Origin of the sequence: Streptomyces sp. NPDC001816, from assembly GCF_042892235.1 — a bacterium.
Lineage (GTDB): Bacteria > Actinomycetota > Actinomycetes > Streptomycetales > Streptomycetaceae > Streptomyces.
In genome coordinates this window covers 151,598-171,958 of the sequence record NZ_JBIATY010000017.1, presented here as the reverse complement: position 1 = coordinate 171,958, position 20,361 = coordinate 151,598, and the positions used below count along the sequence as shown (strand labels likewise).

At 70.8% G+C, this 20,361-nt stretch carries 15 protein-coding genes; 9 read left to right on the top strand and 6 right to left on the bottom strand.

Annotation, left to right across the window (positions count from 1 at the left end; genetic code table 11):
* Positions 1-15: 15 nt before the first annotated feature.
* From ACFYZZ_RS41440 to ACFYZZ_RS41415, 6 genes are all read right to left on the bottom strand, one after another.
* Positions 16-1,398, bottom strand: coding sequence for an FAD-binding oxidoreductase (locus ACFYZZ_RS41440; RefSeq protein ID WP_389188014.1), 1,383 nt, complete (start codon positions 1,396-1,398; stop codon positions 16-18).
* A 106-nt stretch (positions 1,399-1,504) separates the two neighbouring features.
* Complete coding sequence (locus ACFYZZ_RS41435) at positions 1,505-2,122, bottom strand: SUKH-4 family immunity protein (protein ID WP_389188011.1); 618 nt, start codon at positions 2,120-2,122, stop codon at positions 1,505-1,507.
* Positions 2,123-2,179: 57 nt separating this feature from the next.
* Entirely contained in the window at positions 2,180-3,868 is a 1,689-nt protein-coding gene (locus tag ACFYZZ_RS41430; RefSeq protein WP_389188008.1) for a nucleic acid/nucleotide deaminase domain-containing protein, read from the bottom strand.
* 170 nt (positions 3,869-4,038) lie between these two features.
* Positions 4,039-5,727 carry a hypothetical protein gene (locus ACFYZZ_RS41425; RefSeq protein ID WP_389188005.1) on the bottom strand — a complete coding sequence of 563 codons (1,689 nt, stop codon included), beginning with the start codon at positions 5,725-5,727 and terminating at the stop codon, positions 4,039-4,041.
* Positions 5,728-5,764: 37 nt separating this feature from the next.
* Positions 5,765-6,634 (bottom strand): nucleic acid/nucleotide deaminase domain-containing protein, encoded by an 870-nt coding sequence (locus ACFYZZ_RS41420; protein WP_389188002.1) that lies wholly within the window; start codon positions 6,632-6,634, stop codon positions 5,765-5,767.
* Positions 6,635-6,800: 166 nt separating this feature from the next.
* Positions 6,801-8,603 (bottom strand): glycoside hydrolase family 15 protein, encoded by a 1,803-nt coding sequence (locus tag ACFYZZ_RS41415; RefSeq protein WP_389188067.1) that lies wholly within the window; start codon positions 8,601-8,603, stop codon positions 6,801-6,803.
* Between the two features lie 527 nt (positions 8,604-9,130).
* Between ACFYZZ_RS41415 and ACFYZZ_RS41410 the strand changes: the two genes are divergently transcribed.
* The 9 genes from ACFYZZ_RS41410 to ACFYZZ_RS41370 all read left to right on the top strand — a co-directional run bounded on the left by ACFYZZ_RS41410 (position 9,131) and on the right by ACFYZZ_RS41370 (position 20,128).
* Positions 9,131-10,780: a CTP synthase gene (locus tag ACFYZZ_RS41410; protein ID WP_389187999.1), complete on the top strand. Its 1,650-nt coding sequence runs from the start codon at positions 9,131-9,133 to the stop codon at positions 10,778-10,780.
* 113 nt (positions 10,781-10,893) lie between these two features.
* Complete coding sequence (locus ACFYZZ_RS41405; RefSeq protein WP_386574511.1) at positions 10,894-11,520, top strand: NUDIX domain-containing protein; 627 nt, start codon at positions 10,894-10,896, stop codon at positions 11,518-11,520.
* Positions 11,521-11,683: 163 nt separating this feature from the next.
* The gene (locus ACFYZZ_RS41400) at positions 11,684-13,759 is read left to right on the top strand and encodes a tetratricopeptide repeat protein (RefSeq protein ID WP_389187995.1); all 2,076 of its coding nucleotides are present in this window, start codon (positions 11,684-11,686) and stop codon (positions 13,757-13,759) included.
* 139 nt (positions 13,760-13,898) lie between these two features.
* Positions 13,899-15,023, top strand: a complete 1,125-nt coding sequence (gene ald / locus ACFYZZ_RS41395; RefSeq protein WP_389187992.1) for an alanine dehydrogenase — start codon at positions 13,899-13,901, stop codon at positions 15,021-15,023.
* A gap of 413 nt (positions 15,024-15,436) precedes the next feature.
* Positions 15,437-16,570, top strand: coding sequence for a ParA family protein (locus tag ACFYZZ_RS41390; protein WP_386574515.1), 1,134 nt, complete (start codon positions 15,437-15,439; stop codon positions 16,568-16,570).
* Positions 16,555-17,106 (top strand): hypothetical protein, encoded by a 552-nt coding sequence (locus tag ACFYZZ_RS41385; protein WP_386574516.1) that lies wholly within the window; start codon positions 16,555-16,557, stop codon positions 17,104-17,106. The genes ACFYZZ_RS41390 and ACFYZZ_RS41385 overlap by 16 nt, the downstream gene beginning before the upstream one ends.
* 38 nt (positions 17,107-17,144) lie before the next feature.
* Positions 17,145-18,404: a segregation and condensation protein A gene (locus tag ACFYZZ_RS41380; protein ID WP_389187988.1), complete on the top strand. Its 1,260-nt coding sequence runs from the start codon at positions 17,145-17,147 to the stop codon at positions 18,402-18,404.
* Positions 18,401-19,051 (top strand): SMC-Scp complex subunit ScpB, encoded by a 651-nt coding sequence (gene scpB, locus ACFYZZ_RS41375; protein ID WP_389187985.1) that lies wholly within the window; start codon positions 18,401-18,403, stop codon positions 19,049-19,051. The genes ACFYZZ_RS41380 and scpB overlap by 4 nt, the downstream gene beginning before the upstream one ends.
* Before the next feature lie 12 nt (positions 19,052-19,063).
* Positions 19,064-20,128: a pseudouridine synthase gene (locus tag ACFYZZ_RS41370; protein ID WP_386574520.1), complete on the top strand. Its 1,065-nt coding sequence runs from the start codon at positions 19,064-19,066 to the stop codon at positions 20,126-20,128.
* Positions 20,129-20,361 lie beyond the last annotated feature (233 nt).

Genomic DNA, 20,361 nt, shown 5'->3' with positions numbered 1-20,361 from the left:
CAGCTCGGGAGCCGGCTACACCGGACGGATGTTGTGGTTGAAGCGGAACACATTGTCGGGGTCGTACGCCCGCTTCACCTTCTCAAGACGCAGCAGGTTCCCGGCGCCGAGACCCGCGCGCACCCGCTCGGCGCCCTCATCGCCGATGAAGTTCAGGTACACATCGCCCGTGCTCCACGGCCGGACGCCCGCGCGGACGTCCCGCACCCAGGCGAGGGCCCGCTCGTCGTCGGCCGGGTCCTCCCAGACGGCGAACGGGTGCACCGCCCAGGGCGCGTCCCGGTACGGCACCGGGTACTCGTGCGGACCGGCGGCGATCGCACCGCCCTGCGGGAAGACGAGGTGCTGGCTGGAGGTCGGCACGGGCATGCCCGCGGCCCGGGCGCAGTAGACGTCCACCAGCTCGTCGGGCAGACCCGCCAGATACTCGGCCGACCAGTGGTTCCGCAGGCCGGGCGGGACATCCAGCATGCACTGCAGGCCCACGTAGGGCACCGCGCCGACCAGCTCCGACTCGTGCGGCAGCGCCAGCAGCGGCTCGGCCAGCTTGCGCAGATCCGCCTCGCCGCCGGCGTACGTCAGCAGCGCGGCGCACACGAGCCGCCCGACCAGGTGCTCCGGTACGAACTCCGCGGGCGGGCCGGTGAGGTACAGCACCGCGCCGCCCAGCTCGTCGGGGCCGGTGCCGAGGACGTCCCGGAAGGTGCGGACCGCGTTCCGGCCGGCTTCCGGCAGGTACAGCAGGAGGGCGACGGCGAACTCGGGCAGCTCGTGCAGCTCCAGGGTGAGCGCGGTGGCGACGCCGAAATTGCCGCCGCCGCCGTGCAGGGCCCAGAACAACTCGGGGTTCTCGTCGGCGTTGGCGTGCACCTGCTCGGCGTCTGCGGTCACCAGTTCCACCGCGATGAGGTTGTCGACGGCCAGGCCGAAGGCGCGGTCCAGCCAGCCGGTGCCACCGCCGAGCACGAACCCGCCGACGCCCGTGGACGACATCCGGCCGCCGGTGGTCGCGAGGCCGTACGGTTGGGTGGCCCGGTCCAGCAGGCTCATCGTGGCGCCGCCCTCGACCCGGACCGCCTCGCCGGCCGGATCCACGGTCACCCGGTGCATCCGGCGCAGGTCCACCACGAGCGCGCCGTCGCCCAGGGCCGTGCCGGCCACACTGTGCCCGCCCCCGCGCACCGCGATCGGCAGGTCGAGATCCCGTCCGAAGCGCACCGCCCGGACCACGTCGGCCGCGTCCGCGCACTGCGCGATCACGGCCGGACGCTTGTCGATCATCCCGTTGAAGACGGCACGTGTGTCGTCGTAGCCCGCGTCCCCGGGGGCGAACACCTCGCCGGCCAGATCCTCGCGCAGCGCGGCGAGAGCCGCGCCCGCCTTCGAGAGGGAAGCCATGGCCGCCCCCTTCCGTAGAGGGGGTAGTTCGCTTCCAGCCTAGGCAGGCCCGGTCACCCGGTCACCCGGTCACCCGGACACCCGGACACCCCTCGAACGGACCGCATCACCCGCGGAGCGAGCGGGCTGCCGGGCTGTCGCCCCTGAAGCGCTGGCCCATGGCGATCTCGTCGCCCACTACCGACCAGACGGTCTCGTCGTCCTGGAAGGGGAGCGGGTCAATGCTGCTCGTCTCCTCACGGACGCGATCGACCTCGGCGTCCAGGCGCTCGAAGTCGGCTTCCTCCTCGGCCTCGTCGCCGCTGAAGGTGAACTCCTCGAGCAGGCGCTGCAACCGGAGGGTGACCTGGACGAGGGAGGAGACGTCCGTGTGGAGTTCCTGCACGGTCGCCTCGTCGGCGTCGAAGGCGAGCACCTTGCCGGAACCGGGGTCGAGGGCGAGGTGCGCATTGAGCAGCCAGCCGATGACGGGCCAGTCACCCGCGCCCTCCGCGGCGTCCTCGAAGTCCTCGATGTAGACGACGTCCTGGACGAGGGGCAGCAGGCCGTCCTCCTCGTCGGGCTGACGCAGCGTGAGCGTCCCGGTGGGGGCGCCGACGGTCTGGAGGAGGCGGGCGCCCTCGGTGTCCGCGGCGGCGGGCGGGAAGGCGGTGGCGGGGATGGTCGCGAGCCGGTCCTCGCCGAAGATGTCGACGAGTTCGCTGCGGGTGATGTCGAAAAGCACTGCCGGAACTCCGAACTCGGCGGCGGCATGGGCGCCGTGAAACTTTCAGTGGACGGGTTACGGAACGAACTTGTTGTCCGAGGGTGAGAGGTTCAGCACTGTATCAGTGCGTCCGCCGGCAACACCGTGCTGATCCCACTGGTCTTCCAGCCACTTGACGTAGGCGCGGTGCTCCCGGTCCTTCTTGTACTTGCTGAGCTCTGTGCCGTCCGGCCCCTTTTCGGACTGGTCGTATTTCGCGCTGTGGGTGACCTCGAGATGGTCGGGGAATTCCCGTGCGAGATATTTGTCGCACTTCGGATTCTTCTGGCAGGGCTCTCGTTCCGTGTAGAGCTGGCTGACGTTGCCCTCGTGGCCCTTCTTTATCAGCGGGTGTCCGATGGAGCGTTCGGAGTGTGCCTTACCGCTGGCGCCGACCAGGATGAACCGGTTCCCCTTGCCGTCGTCGTACAGCGCCGAGGCGTAGTTGCCGCCGGAGATGTAGGAGCCGGGGCGTTCGGTGCGGTTGGCGTAGCGGCCGAGCTGGGTGGCGCGGGCCAGCTCGGTGGAGCCGGGCGCGACCTTCTTGGAGTCGACCGTCTCGCCCTTGCTGGGCTTGTCCGGGCGCTGCTTCTCCCCCTTGTTGTTCCACGGGTACCAGGCCTTGTCGCCCAGTACGTTGTTCACCCCGGAGGAGTCGTTGTGATGGACGGGACTGGTGGTCCCGTCGTGGTGCAGCTGGCGGATCGAACCGTCGTCACTGAGAAGGTACATGGGCGTGTCGCCCTCATGCTTGGCCTTCTTGACGTCGACCTTGTCGGCCTCCTCGCCGACGTCGTGGTCCTTGCGCTTCTGGTGCCGGGAGGCGCCCTTCACACGTTCCGGGAAGGTGTCGGTGACGTGGTGGGTCACCTTCTTGGCGGCCTTCTCCATGCCTTCGATGGCATCCTCGAGGATGCCATCGAAGGCCTTGGTGAAAACGTCCTTGCCCTTGGTCCTGCCGAAGGTGTGCTTCGATTTGCCGAGGTGGATCTGGGACTGGGTGCCCATGTCGGTGCCCTTGCGGGAGACCTTGCCGGCGCCGTCCTCGAACTCGGCGTGGTCGATGACCGTCTTCTTGCCCGCGCTGCCGGAGCCGCCGCTGTCACCGCCCGCGGAGGCAAGTTGCATGCCGCCCGGGTTGGCACCGGGGTGGAAGGCTCCCTCGGCGAGGTCGAGGACCATGTCCGAGATGAGTTCCTGGAGTTTGCCGGTGACGGGCTCGGTGACCTTCGCGATGAGCGCGTCGACTATGTGATCGACCGCCTCGTCGATGAGCCGCTTCACGATGGTGCGCATCAGCGCGACCTCACCGGCGGCGGCCGCGGCGGATATGCCCAAGGTCAGGGGGGTGGCGGCGAGTTCGGCGACGATGGTGCCGGCGAGTACACCGAGTTCGACGCCCGCCTTGACCTTCATGCCGCGGATGATCTGGCCGACCCCGTCGCAGGCGTCCGCGAACAGCCGTGCCACCTCGGGGATCTTCTCCAGGTGACTGGTCTTCACGTGCGACCAGTGACTCTGTATGGACTCCACGGCCCAGCCCTCGGAGGAGTTGAGGATGCGGGTCACGGCTTGGTGTGCGTCACCGCCGTGGCCCTCGAACTCGTCGGCGAAGTCCCGTATGGACGTCGCCATTTCGAAGTAGTCGTCCTCGTCCACATTGGGCCAGTTGACCCCGATGAGGTCGAGTGCCTCGTCGATGATGCTCGGCAGTACCAGACCCATGGCCGCGTGCTCCGTCCCCCGTCGACTGCTGCATCTCCTGCCCCCAGCTAACGGGCAGGTTGTCAGGTGCACAAGAGTAAACGGGCCGCGTCACAGCTCTGTGACAAGAGGTCAATCTGACAGGAACGGCAACGGAGTTGACGTGTCCGCCGTTCACCGCGCGGCAGCCGTCACCGCCCCCGCATCCGCACGAGTGCCTCGTCCGTCCCCACCACCAGGTCCCCTTCCGCCGTGAAGGCAAGGGCGTGGGCCTGGCTGCCGGGGTGGAAGGTACGCAGCCGGTCGTCGTCCAGGGCGCGGTGTTCGACGAGGCCGTCGGCCCAGGCGATCGCGAGGACGAGCCCGGCGTCGGTCGTCGCCACCGCCACCGCGTTGACGGCGCAGTTGCGGGCGGCCACCGGCTCGGGCATGGGGTCGGTGTGGGGGGCCCAGGCGCGTACGGTGCCGTCGGCGCCGCCCGTGTACATCAGGAGGACGGTGTCACCCGCCGCGGAGACGGGCAGGGCGGTCCCGGCGACCGCGGTGACGCGCCCCCGGTGCAGAGTGGAGGTACGCGGCTCGGCGCCGACGGTCACCACGTGCACCGTTCCAGCGGCGTCACCGAGGACGACACGGTCCCCGACGCCGGTCAGCGCGGTGACCGTCTCCTGCTGACGCTGCGTGTACTCCTGTACGGCTTTGCGGAGTTGCTCCTGCACGGAGAGGCCGTCGTCGAGGAGGGCGGCGAGCCCCTTGGGCTTTGCGGACTCGGCGGCGCGCTGGGCGTGCAGAAGGCCGTGCTCGTCGAGGACGCTGACGGTGCCGTCGCCGTGCTCGGCAATGGCGCGGACGCCGGGCGCAGAGTGCGGCAGACGTCCGGCGGAGCGGGCGCTCTCCGCGTCGAGGACGCGCACGGTGCCCTGGTGGTCGGCGACGACGAGCTGCCCGGCCAAGGGGCCGGTACCGGCCGCCAGGGAGCGGACCGGGCCGGGCCACGGCGGGGTGACGTCGCCGCGCACCCGGTGCCAGACGACGGCCCAGGAGGCGTCTTGAGCAGCGGAGTCGAGGGCGGCGGGCAGTCGCGGATCACCGGCGTCACCGAGGGCGGTGAGCAGGACCAGGGCGCGTTCGGCGGCCGGCTGCTCGCGGGTCAGGGAGGCGCCGGCCCGCAGCCAGGCGGCGCGCAGTCCGCCGTGGCTCTCCGCGGAGCGTTCGTACGCGGTGGTCACGCTCCAGGGGTCGGCGGCGCAGACCGAGGCGGGATCGTCCAGGTCGAACGGCTCCTCCGGCTCCGGGTCCTGCCCCGCGAGCCCGGCCGGGCCGACGGGGTGGGCCGCGTCCCAGGACGCGCGGAGGGCCTCGTCGGTCCACCGGGGCTCGTCCAGGTCCATGCGGGCGCAGTGTCCGGCGGTGAGCGCCTGCTCCCATTCCGTACCGGAGCGGACCTCGACAAGTACCCGGACGTGCTCCAACGAGGCCATGTCCAGGGCGAGTTCGACCAGGGAGCCGGGCTGCTCGGCGGAGTGCAGTTCGGGCAGCGCGATGACGGTGCGGCGCCGGTCGGCGGCAAGCGCGGCCAGCAGGTCGCCCGGGGAGCGGGCGGCGATCGACAACTGTTCGCCGAGCATCCAGGCGGCCGTGGTCGCGGTCTGGCCGGGCAGCGGTACGAAGCCGTGGATGCGGCGTTCGCTGACGGTGCCGGGCCGGGTGCCGTGGCCGATCAACCAGGCGAGGAGCCGCGACTTGCCGCTGCCCTCGGCGCCGGTGATCACGGCGAGGCCTGGGGCGCGGGGGTCGCCGAGCCAGGCGAGCAGGGCGGCCGCGGCGGGCTCCCGCCCGGAAGCGGGCCGCAACCAGCGCTGGGCGGGATCGGCGGTCATGAACCCCCCTCTGCTCCTGCGGCACCCGGGCGGCGCATCACTGCCGGGCCTGCTGCGCGGCGTAGGTGATGAGTTCCTTGAGGCCCTCCTCGCGGGACTCCGCGGTGTCGCCGTAGTCGAAGCTGTGCGTGAACTCGGCATGCGGGAGGACGGCCTGGAGCCAGGCGGAGCAGTAGTGGCCCGGCATCATGCACGGTTCCAGTTCGCAGTAGACGCGGCGGACCTGCTCGGGCTCCACCCCGGCGGAGGAGAGCTGCTGCCACAGCAGTTCCTCGGGGTGCAGGCGGCCGGGACCGGTCTGGGCGGTGACGATCTGCTTCGCGCCGTCCTTGTCGACGTACTCGAAGGCCGACGAGAAGGGGAAGCTGAGGGTGTGGCGGACGTCGTCGAGCACCCGCGACCACCAGTTCTCCCGGTCGGCGACGGCCGCCGGGTCGATCTGCCGGATCTCCCGGACCAGCGCGGCGAACGTCTCGGCGGCGGACTGGAGTCCGTCGGAGGCGGCGATCACCGGGAGGGCGCGGTCCAGGACGGCGGCGCAGTGGGTGAAGGCGGCGATGTCCGAGTTGACGAACAGGGCGGCTTCGCCGCGACCGAGGAAGAGGGCCTGTACGGAGCCGTCGGTGCGGACACACAGGTTCGCCAGCCGGTCGGTGCCGATGCGCACCCACTCCGCCCAGTCGCCCTGCAGGGCGACGCCACGGTGGCCGGTGTACATCCCGAGGGTGGGCCCGTCGGTGTCGTCCGCCGCGATGAAGTACGGGCCGACGTGCAGCGGCACACCGACCTGCGCGAGGTGGGTGCGGGCCGAGGCCGGCACGGTTCCGTACGAGGCAGGCACGCTGATGCGGCGCAGCCCCTGGGGGCCGAACTGTGCGACGGCGGGGTCCGAGGGGAGCTCGGGCATCACAGACCTCTCATGGCGGCGGACTTACCGGCTCCACCCTATGCGCAGGGATTCACTCACGGCAGGGACCTCGACGCCGACGCCCACCGAAACGGCACGCTGACAAGGGCGGCCTCCAACGCCCGCCCGGGACCAGGGCGTTCATCCCTGTCCCGAAACGCTCCGCTCAGCCTCCGTACGCCCCGGACGCCGTCAGCCGCAGCGCGGTGTCGATCAGCGGAACATGGCTGAAGGCCTGCGGGAAGTTGCCGACCTGGCGCTGCAGCCGCGGGTCCCACTCCTCGGCGAGCAGACCGAGGTCGTTGCGCAGCGCGAGGAGCTTCTCGAACAGCTTGCGGGCCTCGTCCACCCGGCCGATCATCGCCAGGTCGTCCGCCATCCAGAACGAGCAGGCCAGGAAGGCACCCTCGTCGCCCGGCAGGCCGTCGACGCCCTCGTCCGCGCCCTCCGTCGGGTAGCGCAGGATGAACCCGTCCGAGGTGGACAGCTCGCGCTGGATCGCCTCGATGGTGCCGATCACCCGCTTGTCGTCCGGCGGCAGGAAGCCCATCTGCGGAATCAGCAGCAGCGCGGCGTCCAGCTCCTTGGAGCCGTAGGACTGGGTGAACGTGTTGCGCTCCTGGTCGTAGCCCTTCTCGCACACGTCCCGGTGGATGTCGTCGCGCAGTTCCTTCCAGCGCTCCAGCGGGCCGTCCGCGTCACCGGACTCGATCAGCTTGATGGTGCGGTCCACCGCCACCCAGGCCATCACCTTCGAGTGCACGAAGTGCCGGCGCGGGCCGCGCACCTCCCAGATGCCCTCGTCCGGCTCCTGCCAGTGGTCCTCCAGGTAGCGGATCAGCTTCAGCTGGAGCAGGGAGGCGTAGTCGTTGCGGGCCAGACCCGTCATGTGCGCCAGGTGCAGGGCCTCGGTGACCTCGCCGTACACGTCCAGCTGGAGCTGGTGCGCCGCGCCGTTGCCGACCCGGACCGGGGCGGAGGCCTCGTAGCCCGGCAGCCAGTCCAGCTCGGCCTCGCCCAGCTCGCGCTCGCCCGCGATGCCGTACATGATCTGCAGGTTCTCCGGGTCGCCCGCGACCGCGCGCAGCAGCCACTCGCGCCAGGCCCGGGCCTCCTCGCGGTAGCCCGTGCGCAGCAGCGAGGACAGGGTGATCGCCGCGTCCCGCAGCCAGGTGTAGCGGTAGTCCCAGTTGCGGACGCCGCCGATGTCCTCGGGGAGCGAGGTGGTGGGGGCCGCGACGATGCCACCCGTCGGGGCGTACGTCAGGGCCTTCAGGGTGATCAGCGAACGGATCACCGCCTCGCGGTACGGACCGTGGTACGTGCAGTGCTCGACCCACTCGCGCCAGAAGTCCTCCGTCGCCGCCAGCGACTGCTCCGGCTCCGGCAGCGGCGGCGGCTCCTTGTGCGAGGGCTGCCACGAGATGGTGAACGCGATCCGGTCACCCGGGGCGACCGTGAAGTCGGCGTAGGTGGTCAGCGACTTTCCGTAGGTCTCGGCCTCCGTGTCGAACCAGACCGAGTCGGGTCCGGCGACCGCCACCGTCCGGCCCTCGTGCTTGTGCACCCAGGGCACCACCCGGCCGTAGGAGAACCGCATCCGCAGCGCGGAGCGCATCGGCACCCGGCCGGTGACGCCCTCCACGATCCGGATCAGCTGCGGCGCGCCGTCACGCGGGGGCATGAAGTCCGTCACGCGCACGGTGCCGCGCGGGGTGTCCCACTCCGACTCCAGGATCAGCGAGTCGCCGCGGTAGCTGCGCCGGGCGGCCGTGGGGGGCTGCGCGTCGGCCGCGTGCGCGGGGCCGAGCCGCCAGAAACCGTGCTCCTCGGTGCCCAGCAGGCCGGCGAAGATGGCATGCGAGTCGAAGCGGGGCAGGCACAGCCAGTCGACCGTGCCGTCCCGGCAGACCAGTGCCGCGGTCTGCATGTCTCCGATGAGTGCGTAGTCTTCGATGCGCCCGGCCACGTGCAACTCCAGTCGAACGGCCACGTCACCCCCGCACAGGGGGGCTGTCGCTAGTGCGGTCAAGGGGTCGTTGTTGTGCGTCGTTGAGCGGTGAAGCAAAGCAGCCCGCCGAGCCCTGAGGCAACACGACAGTCTTTGCTCAACGAACTGCCGCGCTCTCGTTGTTCCGGGTGATGCAGGCGGGGGTGTGCCGTCGGTCCGGCCCGGCTCGGCAGTGAGTGTCCGAGCAGGATACGACGCACGTAGATGATCTGCGTCCCGCTCCGGGCAACCCGTGTGGGCCGAACGAGTGACCAGCGGGTTATATCGATGTGACCACTGTGCACCTGTGTATACGCATGTGGCGCCGTCCCGTGCCGGCGCGAGCGCGGAGCGTGGCCGGAAGCCATCCCGTCCAGGCGCTGATACGCTGGTAGCCCGTGGACCGGTGGGCGACAAACCCCCGAACCGCAGCGACGGCACCTCCGGAAATCACCGGGCGGCAGCCGCACAGCACAGACAGCGACCACGGGAGCCCCCTCTTGGCCATGCCGCCGAAATCTACGACGACCAAGCACATCTTCGTCACCGGGGGTGTCGCCTCCTCGCTCGGCAAGGGCCTCACCGCCTCCAGCCTGGGCATGCTGCTCAAGGCCCGTGGCCTGCGCGTCGTGATGCAGAAGCTCGACCCGTACCTGAACGTCGACCCGGGCACGATGAACCCCTTCCAGCACGGTGAGGTGTTCGTCACCAACGACGGCGCCGAGACCGACCTGGACATCGGCCACTACGAGCGCTTCCTCGACCGCGACCTGGACGGCTCCGCCAACGTCACCACCGGTCAGGTCTACTCCACCGTGATCGCCAAGGAGCGGCGCGGCGAGTACCTGGGCGACACCGTGCAGGTCATCCCGCACATCACCAACGAGATCAAGCACCGCATCCGGCGCATGGCCACCGACGAGGTGGACGTCGTCATCACGGAGGTCGGCGGCACGGTCGGCGACATCGAATCGCTGCCGTTCCTGGAGACCGTCCGCCAGGTCCGCCACGAGGTCGGCCGGGACAACGTCTTCGTCGTCCACATCTCGCTGCTGCCGTACATCGGCCCCTCCGGCGAGCTGAAGACCAAGCCGACGCAGCACTCCGTCGCCGCCCTGCGCAACATCGGTATCCAGCCCGACGCGATCGTGCTGCGCTGCGACCGCGAGGTGCCGACCGCGATCAAGCGCAAGATCTCGCTGATGTGCGACGTCGACGAGGCCGCCGTCGTCGCCTGCCCGGACGCCCGCTCGATCTACGACATCCCGAAGGTCGTGCACACCGAGGGCCTGGACGCCTACGTCGTGCGCAAGCTCGACCTGCCCTTCCGGGACGTGGACTGGACGACGTGGGACGACCTGCTCGACCGCGTCCACAACCCCGACCACGAGATCACCCTCGCCCTGGTCGGCAAGTACATCGACCTGCCCGACGCCTATCTGTCGGTCACCGAGGCGCTGCGCGCGGGCGGCTTCGCCAACAAGGCCCGCGTCAAGATCAAGTGGGTCACCTCGGACGACTGCAAGACCCCGGCCGGGGCCAAGGCGCAGCTCGGCGACGTCGACGCCATCTGCATCCCCGGCGGCTTCGGCGACCGCGGTGTGCTCGGCAAGGTCGGCGCCATCCGCTTCGCCCGCGAGAACAAGGTCCCGCTGCTCGGCCTCTGCCTGGGCCTGCAGTGCATCGTGATCGAGGCCGCGCGCAACCTGGCCGACATCCCGGACGCCAACTCCACCGAGTTCGACCCGGCCACCGCCCACCCGGTGATCTCCACCATGGCCGAGCAGATGGACATCGTCGCCGGTGAGGGCGACATGGGCGGCACGATGCGGCTCGGCATGTACCCGGCGAAGCTGGCCGAGGGCTCCATCGTGCGCGAGGTGTACGACGGCAAGGAGTACATCGAGGAGCGGCACCGTCACCGCTACGAGGTGAACAACGCCTACCGCGCGGAGCTGGAGAAGAAGGCCGGCATCCTCTTCTCGGGCACCTCGCCGGACGGCAAGCTCGTCGAGTACGTCGAGTACCCGCGCGACACCCACCCCTACCTGGTCGCCACGCAGGCGCACCCCGAGCTGCGCTCGCGGCCGACCCGTCCGCACCCGCTCTTCGCCGGCCTGGTGAAGGCCGCCGTCGAGCGGAAGAATTCCAAGTAACACACCAGTTGTACGGTGGCCGGGGTGCATACCTTCAAAGGTGCGCACCCCGGTTTCACTTGTGCCGGTCTTTTTGGCCGGTCTTTTTGAAAGCATGTGTGGGAGGACAGGGCATGACGATCAAGGACACCCCCGAGGAGTGGGAGATCCGGGCGACGGAGACCCCCTTCCGGGGCAACAAGACCTCCGTCCGCACGGACGACGTGGTCATGCCCGACGGCTCCGTGGTCCGCCGCGACTACCAGGTGCATCCCGGCTCGGTCGCCGTGCTCGCCCTGGACGAGGAGGACCGCGTCCTGCTCATCCGCCAGTACCGCCACCCGGTGCGGCACAAGCTGTGGGAGATCCCGGCCGGCCTGCTCGACGTGCCCGGCGAGAACCCGCTGCACGGCGCCCAGCGCGAGCTGTACGAGGAGGCGCACGTCAAGGCGGAGGACTGGCGGGTGCTGACCGACGTGTACACCACCCCCGGCGGCTGTGACGAGGCCGTACGGATCTTCCTCGCCCGTGATCTGTCCGAGGCCGAGGGGGAGCGCTTCGAGACGGAGCACGAGGAGATCGACATGGAGTACGCGCGCGTGCCGGTCGACGAGCTGGTGCGCCTGGTGCTCGCCGGTGACGTGCACAACAACTGCCTCGTCGTCGGCGTCCTCTCCCTGGTCGCGGCCCGCGGCGGGGAGGGTCTCGACGCGCTGCGCCCGGCCGACGCGCCGTGGCCCGCGCGCCCTTTCGAGTCCTGAACCCACCCGTCCGCGCATTGGTGTGACGATCGCCTGATCCGATCGGGGGACGTGCCCGCCGTGCTCTTCCCGGAACGTCGCAGAGCGTGAACTAGGCTCTGGAAAACGCCCGTACCGGAAGATCCGGCGGGCTTGCTCGTGCGGTGGGACGGGAGCGTGGCCCGTGACGGATCAGGCGGTGGACACAGGCGGCGGGCGGCTGTCGGCGCACCCGGTCACGGCGGACCATTTCCTGGGCCGCACACGGGAGTTGAAGGGACTGCGCGCCGACATCGAGCGCGCAGGCCTGGACACCCTCTCCGGCCGCAAGGCACCCCGCGCGCGCGTGCTCCTCATCGCGGGCCGCCCCGGCTCCGGCCGGACCGCCCTCGCCGAGGAACTCGTACGACACGTCGCCGAGCGTTACCCCGACGGAGTGCTGCGGGCCCGGCTCAGCGAGCCCGACGGCACCCCCGTACCGATCGAGCGCACCGCCCGCGAGCTGCTCGCCGCGCTGGACGTGCAGGCACCCCCCGGGGCCGCCGAGGACGACCTGACCGAGGAGCTGCGCGCGGCCCTCGCCGAGCGGCGGGTCCTGCTCCTGCTGGACGACGCGGCCGGTGCCGAGCAGGTCGACGCGCTGCTGCCGGACGCCCCGGACTGCCTGGTGGTCGCAGTTTCCGGCGGCCCGCTCACCGGCATCGCGGACGTCCGCCCCTGCACCCTGGGCGGCCTCGACACCAAGTCCGCGGTGGAACTCCTCACCCGCTACACCGGCTCGGTCCGCATCACCGTCGACCCGCGCTCCGCCGAGAGCCTGGCCGAGGCGTGCCAGGGCCATCCGGCCGCGCTCACCCTGGCCGGCGGCTGGCTCGCCTCCCGGCCCCAGGCGGCCGTCTCCGACCTCGCCAAGCGGATGCACACCGACGCCCTCGCGGGCGCCGAGGGCGCCGACAGCACCCCGCTGGCCCGTGTCTTCCGGCTCGTCCACGACCAGCTGGCGGGCCCCGCGGCCCGGATACTGCGACTGCTCTCGCTGGCCCCGGCCGGCCTGATCGACCCGCACACCGCCTCGGCCCTGGCCGGCTGCTCGGTGGGTGCGGCCCGCGCCGCCCTGGACGAGTTCGTCCTGCTCGGCCTGGTGCGCGCGGTGGACTCCCCGCTGCCCGAGTACGACATCCCCGGCTGTCTGCACCCGCTGCTGCGCTCCTTCGCCGAGAGCCAGGAGCGCCCGGCGGAGCTGCAGCTGGCCCGCGCCCGCATGCTGGAGCGGACCGTACGGCTGCTGCAGTCGTGCCGGGCGATCACCGAGACGGACAGCCCGCAGGCCCGGGAGAAGCTGCAGGAGATGCCCAAGGCGATGCGCTTCCCCACCCCCCGGGCCGCCGAGGAGTGGCTGCGGGTGCGCCGGCCCGCCCTGCTGGCCGCCGTCCGCGTGGCCGTGGCCGACGGCGAGCTGGACACCCTCGCCCGCCGGCTGATGTCCCAGCTGGTCAGGGCCATGGCAGCGCACTTCGGCACGCAGGCGTCCGCGCCCGACCTGTACGGCGTCCACGGTCTGGTCCTGGATGTCGCCGAGCGGCGCGGGCTGCACCGGGAGCGGGCCGCGGCCCTGCTGAACCTGGGCGATCTGGACGCGCAGACCGGCCGCACCCGGGACGCGCTGGCCCGCTACCGGGCCGCCCTGGACGCCGGACGCGAGGCGAACGACCCGTACGCGACCCGCCGCGCGATGGAATCCGTAGGCGGCGCGTACCAGGAGCTGGGGGACTACGACCGGGCCGCCGACTGGTTCGGCCGGGCTCTCGCCGAGCGGCTGGCCCGCGGCGAGCGCACCGAGGCCGCCCGGCTGTACGGCCGGATCGCCACCGCCCACACCTACGCGGGCCGCTACGGCGAGGCGCTCAGGAACTGGCGGGCGGCCGTCGCCGGGTACCGCAAGGACGGTGATGTCGCCGCGCACGCCCGGGCGTTGAGCGAACTGGCCAGGGTCCAGGAGTACGCGGGGCGGCCCGAGGAATCGCTGCGCACCTGCCAGGAGGCGGTGGAGTGGGCGCGGCGTGCCGACGAGGTCCGGCTGCAGGCCGCGCTGCAGCTCAGGCTGGCCGACACCCTGGACCGGCTCGGCGACCCCACGGCCGCCCGCCTGCACCGCGCGACGGCAGAGCGCATGCTGAACGAGGAGCACCCGGAGGAGGACTCCGGCCCGGATCAGGACGCTGACGCCTGCGAAATCCGTAGTGCATCCAGCGAAGATTGATGCAATGAAAGGCTAGACACTCGGAACACCTTCATTAAACTGGCTCTGCCGCTCGCTCTCCTGCGGTGTCTCCCGGTATGCCCCTGCATGCCTGGGTATGTCTTGTAACGCACCCCCCATACCCTCTGAGCCAAGGACCGTGATCGACGTGAAGGTCGGCATCCCCCGCGAGGTCAAGAACAACGAGTTCCGGGTGGCCATCACCCCCGCCGGTGTGCACGAGCTGGTGCGCAACGGCCACCAGGTCGTCATCGAGCGGGGCGCCGGCCTCGGCTCCTCCATCACGGACAGCGAGTACGTCTCCGCCGGTGCCGGGATCCTCGAGACGGCGGACGAGGTCTGGGCCGCCGCGGACCTGCTGCTGAAGGTCAAGGAGCCCATCGCGGAGGAGTACCACCGCCTCCGCAAGGACCAGATCCTCTTCACCTACCTGCACCTGGCCGCCTCCAAGGAGTGCACGGACGCGCTCATCGAGTCCGGCACCACGGCCATCGCCTACGAGACCGTCGAGCTGCCGAACCGCGCGCTGCCGCTGCTCGCCCCGATGTCCGAGGTCGCGGGCCGGCTGGCCCCGCAGGTCGGCGCCTACCACCTGATGGCCCCGGTCGGCGGCCGCGGCGTGCTGCCGGGCGGCGTGCCGGGCGTGACCCCGGCCAAGGTCGTCGTCATCGGTGGCGGTGTCTCGGGCTGGAACGCCACCCAGATCGCCGTCGGCATGGGCTTCGACGTGACCCTGCTCGACCGTGACATCAACAAGCTGCGCGAGGCCGACAAGGTCTTCGGCAGCAAGGTCAAGGCCATCATGTCCAACTCCTTCGAGCTGGAGAAGGCCGTCCTGGACGCCGACCTCGTCATCGGCGCCGTGCTCATCCCGGGCGCCAAGGCCCCGAAGCTGGTCACCAACGAGCTGGTGTCCCGCATGAAGCCCGGAAGTGTCCTTGTCGACATCGCGATCGACCAGGGCGGCTGCTTCGAGGACTCGCGTCCCACCACGCACGCCGAGCCGACCTTCCAGGTCCACAACTCGGTCTTCTACTGCGTCGCCAACATGCCGGGCGCGGTGCCGAACACCTCCACCAACGCCCTCACCAACGCGACGCTGCCGTACATCGTCTCGCTGGCCAACAACGGCTGGGTCGAGGCGCTGCGCCGCGACGCCGCGCTCGCCAAGGGTCTCAACACCCATGACGGCAAGGTCGTTTACAAGGAGGTCGCCGAGGCCCACGGCCTGGAGCACGTCGAGCTGGAGACCCTGCTCGGCTGAGCCTGTGACCTGGTGAGTCGCTAAGTCACCGACAGGTAAAAGGCGATTCGTCAACACACATCGTCAACGCCGCGCACCCGGCCGGACCTTGCCCGACAAGGTCCGGCCGGATGTGTGTATGGTCACTTTGCGGCTCTCGGTCAACTCGCCTCGAACGTAACCCTTCGACCGATTCGCACACCGGTGAAACCTGCTGTGCGACGGCCGTACGCCCTTGACAGCGGGATGTTTCATTGCCGACACATCCTGCCGGGTCCGGCGGATTGTGTTGCTGCGGACCGCCGACACGCCATAGAGTCGCCAACCGTCGGCATGGTGCCACGCTGACCTTGTCTAGAAGTTTCCTGGTCACCAAGGAGGTAAGACGACTTGTGAATGAGTCGACATTTTCTCCCGGGGGTGGTCAACCAGGAATGCCTGTACGGGGCCAGGGCTCCGCGGGATTCGAGGCTGTCGGCTCCGTAGCTGTGCGCACCTTCGCAGCCCACCAGAGTCCGGGTCAGCAGACCGCCCGGACAGCACACCAGAGCATGGATGGCCATCACGTGAACGCCATGGCCGGCGAGGGAAGTGGCGCGCCCCACAACCGCTTCGCCGACTACGACGAACTGCCCGAGGGGCACTTCTACGACCCCGACGCCGAATACGAGCCGGACCCGGAGTACGCGGCCACGCTCGCGCCCGACGCTGCCCGTCAGCGCCGTGAGCGCGTCGGCCCGACCGGACGCCCGCTGCCGTACTTCCCGATCCCGGGCCCGCTGACCGACCACGGCCCCGCGAAGATCATCGCGATGTGCAACCAGAAGGGCGGCGTCGGCAAGACGACGTCGACCATCAACCTGGGTGCCGCGCTCGCGGAGTACGGCCGGCGCGTGCTGCTCGTGGACTTCGACCCGCAGGGCGCGCTGTCGGTGGGTCTCGGTGTCAACCCGATGGAGCTGGACCTCACCGTCTACAACCTGCTCATGGAGCGGGGCATGTCCGCGGACGAGGTCCTGCTCAAGACGGCGGTCCCCAACATGGACCTGCTGCCGTCCAACATCGACCTGTCGGCCGCCGAGGTCCAGCTGGTCTCCGAGGTCGCGCGCGAGTCGACGCTGCAGCGGGCCCTGAAGCCCCTGCTGCCCGACTACGACTACATCGTGATCGACTGTCAGCCCTCGCTCGGCCTGCTCACGGTCAACGCGCTGACGGCCGCCCACAAGGTGATCGTCCCCCTGGAGTGCGAGTTCTTCGCCCTCCGCGGTGTCGCGCTGCTCACCGAGACCATCGAGAAGGTCCAGGAGCGGCTCAACCCCGAGCTGGAACTGGACGGCATCCTGGCCACGATGTACGACTCGCGCACGGTCCACAGCCGCGAGGTGCTGGCCCGTGTGGTCGAGGCGTTCGACGACCACGTCTACCACACGGTCATCGGCCGCACGGTCCGCTTCCCGGAGACCACGGTCGCCGGTGAGCCGATCACCACGTACGCCTCCAACTCCGTCGGTGCCGCCGCCTATCGCCAGCTCGCCAGGGAGGTGCTCGCCCGGTGTCACGCCGAGTGAGTCTGCCCGGGGCCGACGAACTGTTCCGCACGACAGGGGGGATGGCACTCCAGCCGTCCACGCCCCGGCGCGCGGCCAACGGCGAGGCCCGGGTGCCGGCTCCAGCGGGGGAGAGCGACGAGGCGGCCGCCGCCGAGGACGCGCCGCCGTCGGTGCCCGTCCAGGGCGGTGACGGAGAGGGCGCGGAGCATGCCGCGGCGGGGGCGGAACCGGCCGAGGCCGGCGAGTCCCGCACGCGGCCGGCCCGGCGACAGGCCGCGCAGGAAGGTTCTGCCGCCGCCGAGCAACCCCGCAAGCGGGGACGGGCGGCGGCCCGGCGGCCCAGTGGGCGTGAGCGGCACGACGAGAAGATCACCGTGTACGTCTCCGCCGAGGAGCTGATGGACCTCGAGCACGCGCGACTGGTCCTGAGAGGCGAGCACGGGCTGGCCGTCGACCGTGGCCGCATCGTCCGCGAGGCAGTGGCCGTCGTCCTGGCCGACCTGGAGTCCCGAGGGGACGCGAGCATCCTGGTACGGCGGCTGCGGGGTCGGTAGTCGGCGTCGCGGGCGGTAAGCGGTAGCCTGCGACGGCCATGACCTCGAACGACGCCCCCGCCCCCGGCCCAGCGGCCGGCCGCAGACGTGCGCTCGGACGGGGCCCAGGGACCACGCGCCCCGAACCGCCCGAGTCCACATCGCCGCCGCCCGCGGCACCGCTGGAGGCTGCCGAGCCCGAGCCCGAGCCCGAGGCTGCAGCACCGCGGGCGGCCGCTGTGCCTGAGGCCGTAGCGCTGCTGGAAGCTGCCGAGCCCGAGGCCGTGGCTTCGCAGGCAAGAGTGGAGCCGGAGCCGGAGCCGGAGCCGGGGGCGGTGGCCTCGCCGGCCGTTGTCGAGTCCGAGCCCGGGGCGCTGACTTCTGGGGCAGTGGCACCTGGGCGCGGGGCGGACACCGCCCTCGTACCGGAACCGGTGGCCGGAGGCCGGGCGGAGTTGTCGGGTGGGCGTGGGGCCGGCGAGCCGCTCGCCGAGGACGCCGCCCCCTCCGACGGTGTCTTCAAGGTGCGGCTCTCCAACTTCGAGGGGCCGTTCGACCTTCTGCTCCAGCTCATCTCGAAGCACAAGCTGGACGTCACCGAGGTCGCGCTCTCCAAGGTGACCGACGAGTTCATGGCGCACATCCGGGCCATGGGGCCGGACTGGGACCTGGACCAGACGACCGAGTTCCTCGTCGTCGCCGCCACCCTGCTGGACCTCAAGGCGGCCCGGCTGCTGCCCGCCGCCGAGGTCGAGGACGAGGCCGACCTCGCGCTGCTGGAGGCGAGGGACCTGCTGTTCGCGCGGCTGCTGCAGTACCGCGCGTACAAGCAGATCGCCGACATCTTCAACCAGCGCCTGGACGAGGAGGCCCGCCGCTACCCGCGTACCGTCGGCCTGGAGCCCCAGCACGCCGAGCTGCTGCCCGAGGTCGTCATCCGCATCGGCCCCGAGGGCTTCGCCAAGCTCGCCGTCAAGGCGATGCAGCCCAAGGCCAAGCCGCAGGTGTACGTGGACCACATCCACGCCCCGCTGGTCAGCGTGCAGGAGCAGGCGGGCATCGTGGTCGCGCGGCTCAGGGAACTCGGCGAGGCCAGCTTCCGCGTGCTGGTGGAGGACACCGACGACACCCTCACGGTCGTGGCCCGCTTCCTCGCGCTGCTGGAGCTGTACCGCGAGAAGGCTGTGGCCCTGGAGCAGGAGACCGCGCTCGGCGACCTGCTCGTGCGCTGGACCGGCGGCGACGAGGACGCGGCGCCGATGGTCACCGACGAGTTCGACCGGCCGCCCGAGGAGCCCAAGGAGGAGAAGAAGGCATGAGCGAGGAGACCGCGGAACTGCCGGCGGGACTCCGTACCGTCGCCGATCTCGACCTCAAGCCCGCCCTGGAGGCGGTCCTCATGGTCGTGGACGAGCCCGCGACCGAGGAGCACCTGGCCAGGATCCTGGAACGGCCGAAGCGGCAGATCGCGGACGCGCTGCGGGAGCTGGCCGACGACTACACCGTGCAGGGCCGCGGCTTCGAGCTGCGGTTCGTCGCGGGCGGCTGGCGTTTCTACAGCCGCGCCGAGTACGCCCCCGCCGTCGAGCGGCTCGTGCTGGACGGCCAGACGGCCCGCCTCACCCAGGCGGCACTGGAGACCCTGGCCGTCGTCGCCTACCGCCAGCCCGTCAGCCGCAGCCGCGTCTCCGTCGTGCGCGGAGTCAACTGCGACGGCGTGATGCGCACCCTCCTGCAGCGCGGTCTGGTCGAGGAGGCGGGCACGGAACCCGAAACAGGTGCGATCCTGTACAGGACGACGAACTACTTCCTGGAGCGGATGGGCCTGCGCGGCCTGGACGAGCTCCCGGAGCTCGCGCCCTTCCTGCCGGAGGCGGAGGCGATCGAGGCCGAGACCCAGGAGGGCGTACCGTCGTTCGACCCGGACGCGCCCGACGCGCCCGGCGGTCAGGACGCAGACGACTAAGACGGAACTTTGATGCGAAGCAGCGGCAGCGGAAAGAGCGGCGGGCGCGGTAACTACCGCGGTGCCGGCAACAACAGGGACGACCGGCAGGGGCAGGGCCGTCCCCGCAAGCCCCGCCCCGAGGAGCGCCGCTACGACGTGGGCCCCGGCGCCACCCAGGACGGTCCCAAGTCCGGGCGCGGCGGCTCCGCGCGCGGCGGTGCCAAGGGCGGCCCCAAGCAGGCCCAGCAGCGCGGCGGGCGGACGGCTCCGGGAAGCTCCCGTGAGTACGAGGCACGCGCCGAGGAACGCAACCGCGAGCGGTACGCGGGCAAGAAGGACGTCAAGCTGCCCAAGACCTTCCCGGGCGCCGAGCAGGAGGGCGAGCGGCTGCAGAAGGTCCTCGCGCGCGCGGGCTACGGCTCCCGGCGTGCCTGCGAGGAGCTGATCGAGCAGGCCCGCGTCGAGATCAACGGCGAGATCGTCCTGGAGCAGGGCCGCCGCGTCGACCCGGAGAAGGACGAGGTCAAGGTCGACGGCCTGACCGTCGCGACCCAGTCGTACCAGTTCTTCTCGCTGAACAAGCCCGCCGGTGTCGTCTCGACGATGGAGGACCCCGAGGGCCGCCAGTGCCTCGGTGACTACGTCACCAACCGTGAGACCCGGCTCTTCCACGTCGGGCGGCTCGACACCGAGACCGAGGGCGTCATCCTGCTCACCAACCACGGCGAGCTGGCGCACCGGCTGACCCACCCGAAGTACGGCGTGAAGAAGACCTACCTCGCCGCCATCGTGGGTCCGATCCCGCGCGACCTCGGCAAGCGCCTGAAGGACGGCATTCAGCTGGAGGACGGCTACGCGCGCGCGGACCACTTCCGGGTCGTCGAGCAGACCGGCAAGAACTACCTGGTCGAGGTGACCCTGCACGAGGGCCGCAAGCACATCGTGCGCCGCATGCTCGCCGAGGCCGGCTTCCCGGTCGAGAAGCTGGTGCGCACCTCCTTCGGCCCGATCACCCTGGGCGACCAGAAGTCCGGCTGGCTGCGCCGCCTGTCCAACACCGAGGTCGGGATGCTCATGAAGGAGGTCGACCTCTAGGAGGCGCTTGCGTGGCGTTCTGACGGCCGGTTCCGGGTTCCCCGGGACCGGCCGTCGGCGTATCCGCGAACGGGGCTCCAGGGGGCGCTGAGGGGTTGCGCAGCATCGCCCGCCCCCTTCACAGCCTTGCGGCATGGCCGTGGTGGCCATGAAGGGGGCGGGCGGGCAGGACCGCACGCGCGGCACACGGCGTGTTGACAAGCACGCCTACGAACCGTTCCTGAGCAGTGCGC

Bases quoted from the DNA above. Each gene is read 5' to 3' on its own strand.
- ACFYZZ_RS41440 (WP_389188014.1), bottom strand. From the start codon at position 1,398: ATGGCTTCCCTCTCGAAGGCGGGCGCGGCTCTCGCCGCGCTGCGCGAG.
- ACFYZZ_RS41430 (WP_389188008.1), bottom strand. From the start codon at position 3,868: ATGGGTCTGGTACTGCCGAGCATCATCGACGAGGCACTCGACCTCATC.
- ACFYZZ_RS41425 (WP_389188005.1), bottom strand. From the start codon at position 5,727: ATGACCGCCGATCCCGCCCAGCGCTGGTTGCGGCCCGCTTCCGGGCGG.
- ACFYZZ_RS41420 (WP_389188002.1), bottom strand. From the start codon at position 6,634: ATGCCCGAGCTCCCCTCGGACCCCGCCGTCGCACAGTTCGGCCCCCAG.
- ACFYZZ_RS41410 (WP_389187999.1), top strand. From the start codon at position 9,131: ATGCCGCCGAAATCTACGACGACCAAGCACATCTTCGTCACCGGGGGT.
- ACFYZZ_RS41405 (WP_386574511.1), top strand. From the start codon at position 10,894: ATGACGATCAAGGACACCCCCGAGGAGTGGGAGATCCGGGCGACGGAG.
- ACFYZZ_RS41390 (WP_386574515.1), top strand. From the start codon at position 15,437: ATGCCTGTACGGGGCCAGGGCTCCGCGGGATTCGAGGCTGTCGGCTCC.
- ACFYZZ_RS41380 (WP_389187988.1), top strand. From the start codon at position 17,145: ATGACCTCGAACGACGCCCCCGCCCCCGGCCCAGCGGCCGGCCGCAGA.
- scpB (WP_389187985.1), top strand. From the start codon at position 18,401: ATGAGCGAGGAGACCGCGGAACTGCCGGCGGGACTCCGTACCGTCGCC.
- ACFYZZ_RS41370 (WP_386574520.1), top strand. From the start codon at position 19,064: ATGCGAAGCAGCGGCAGCGGAAAGAGCGGCGGGCGCGGTAACTACCGC.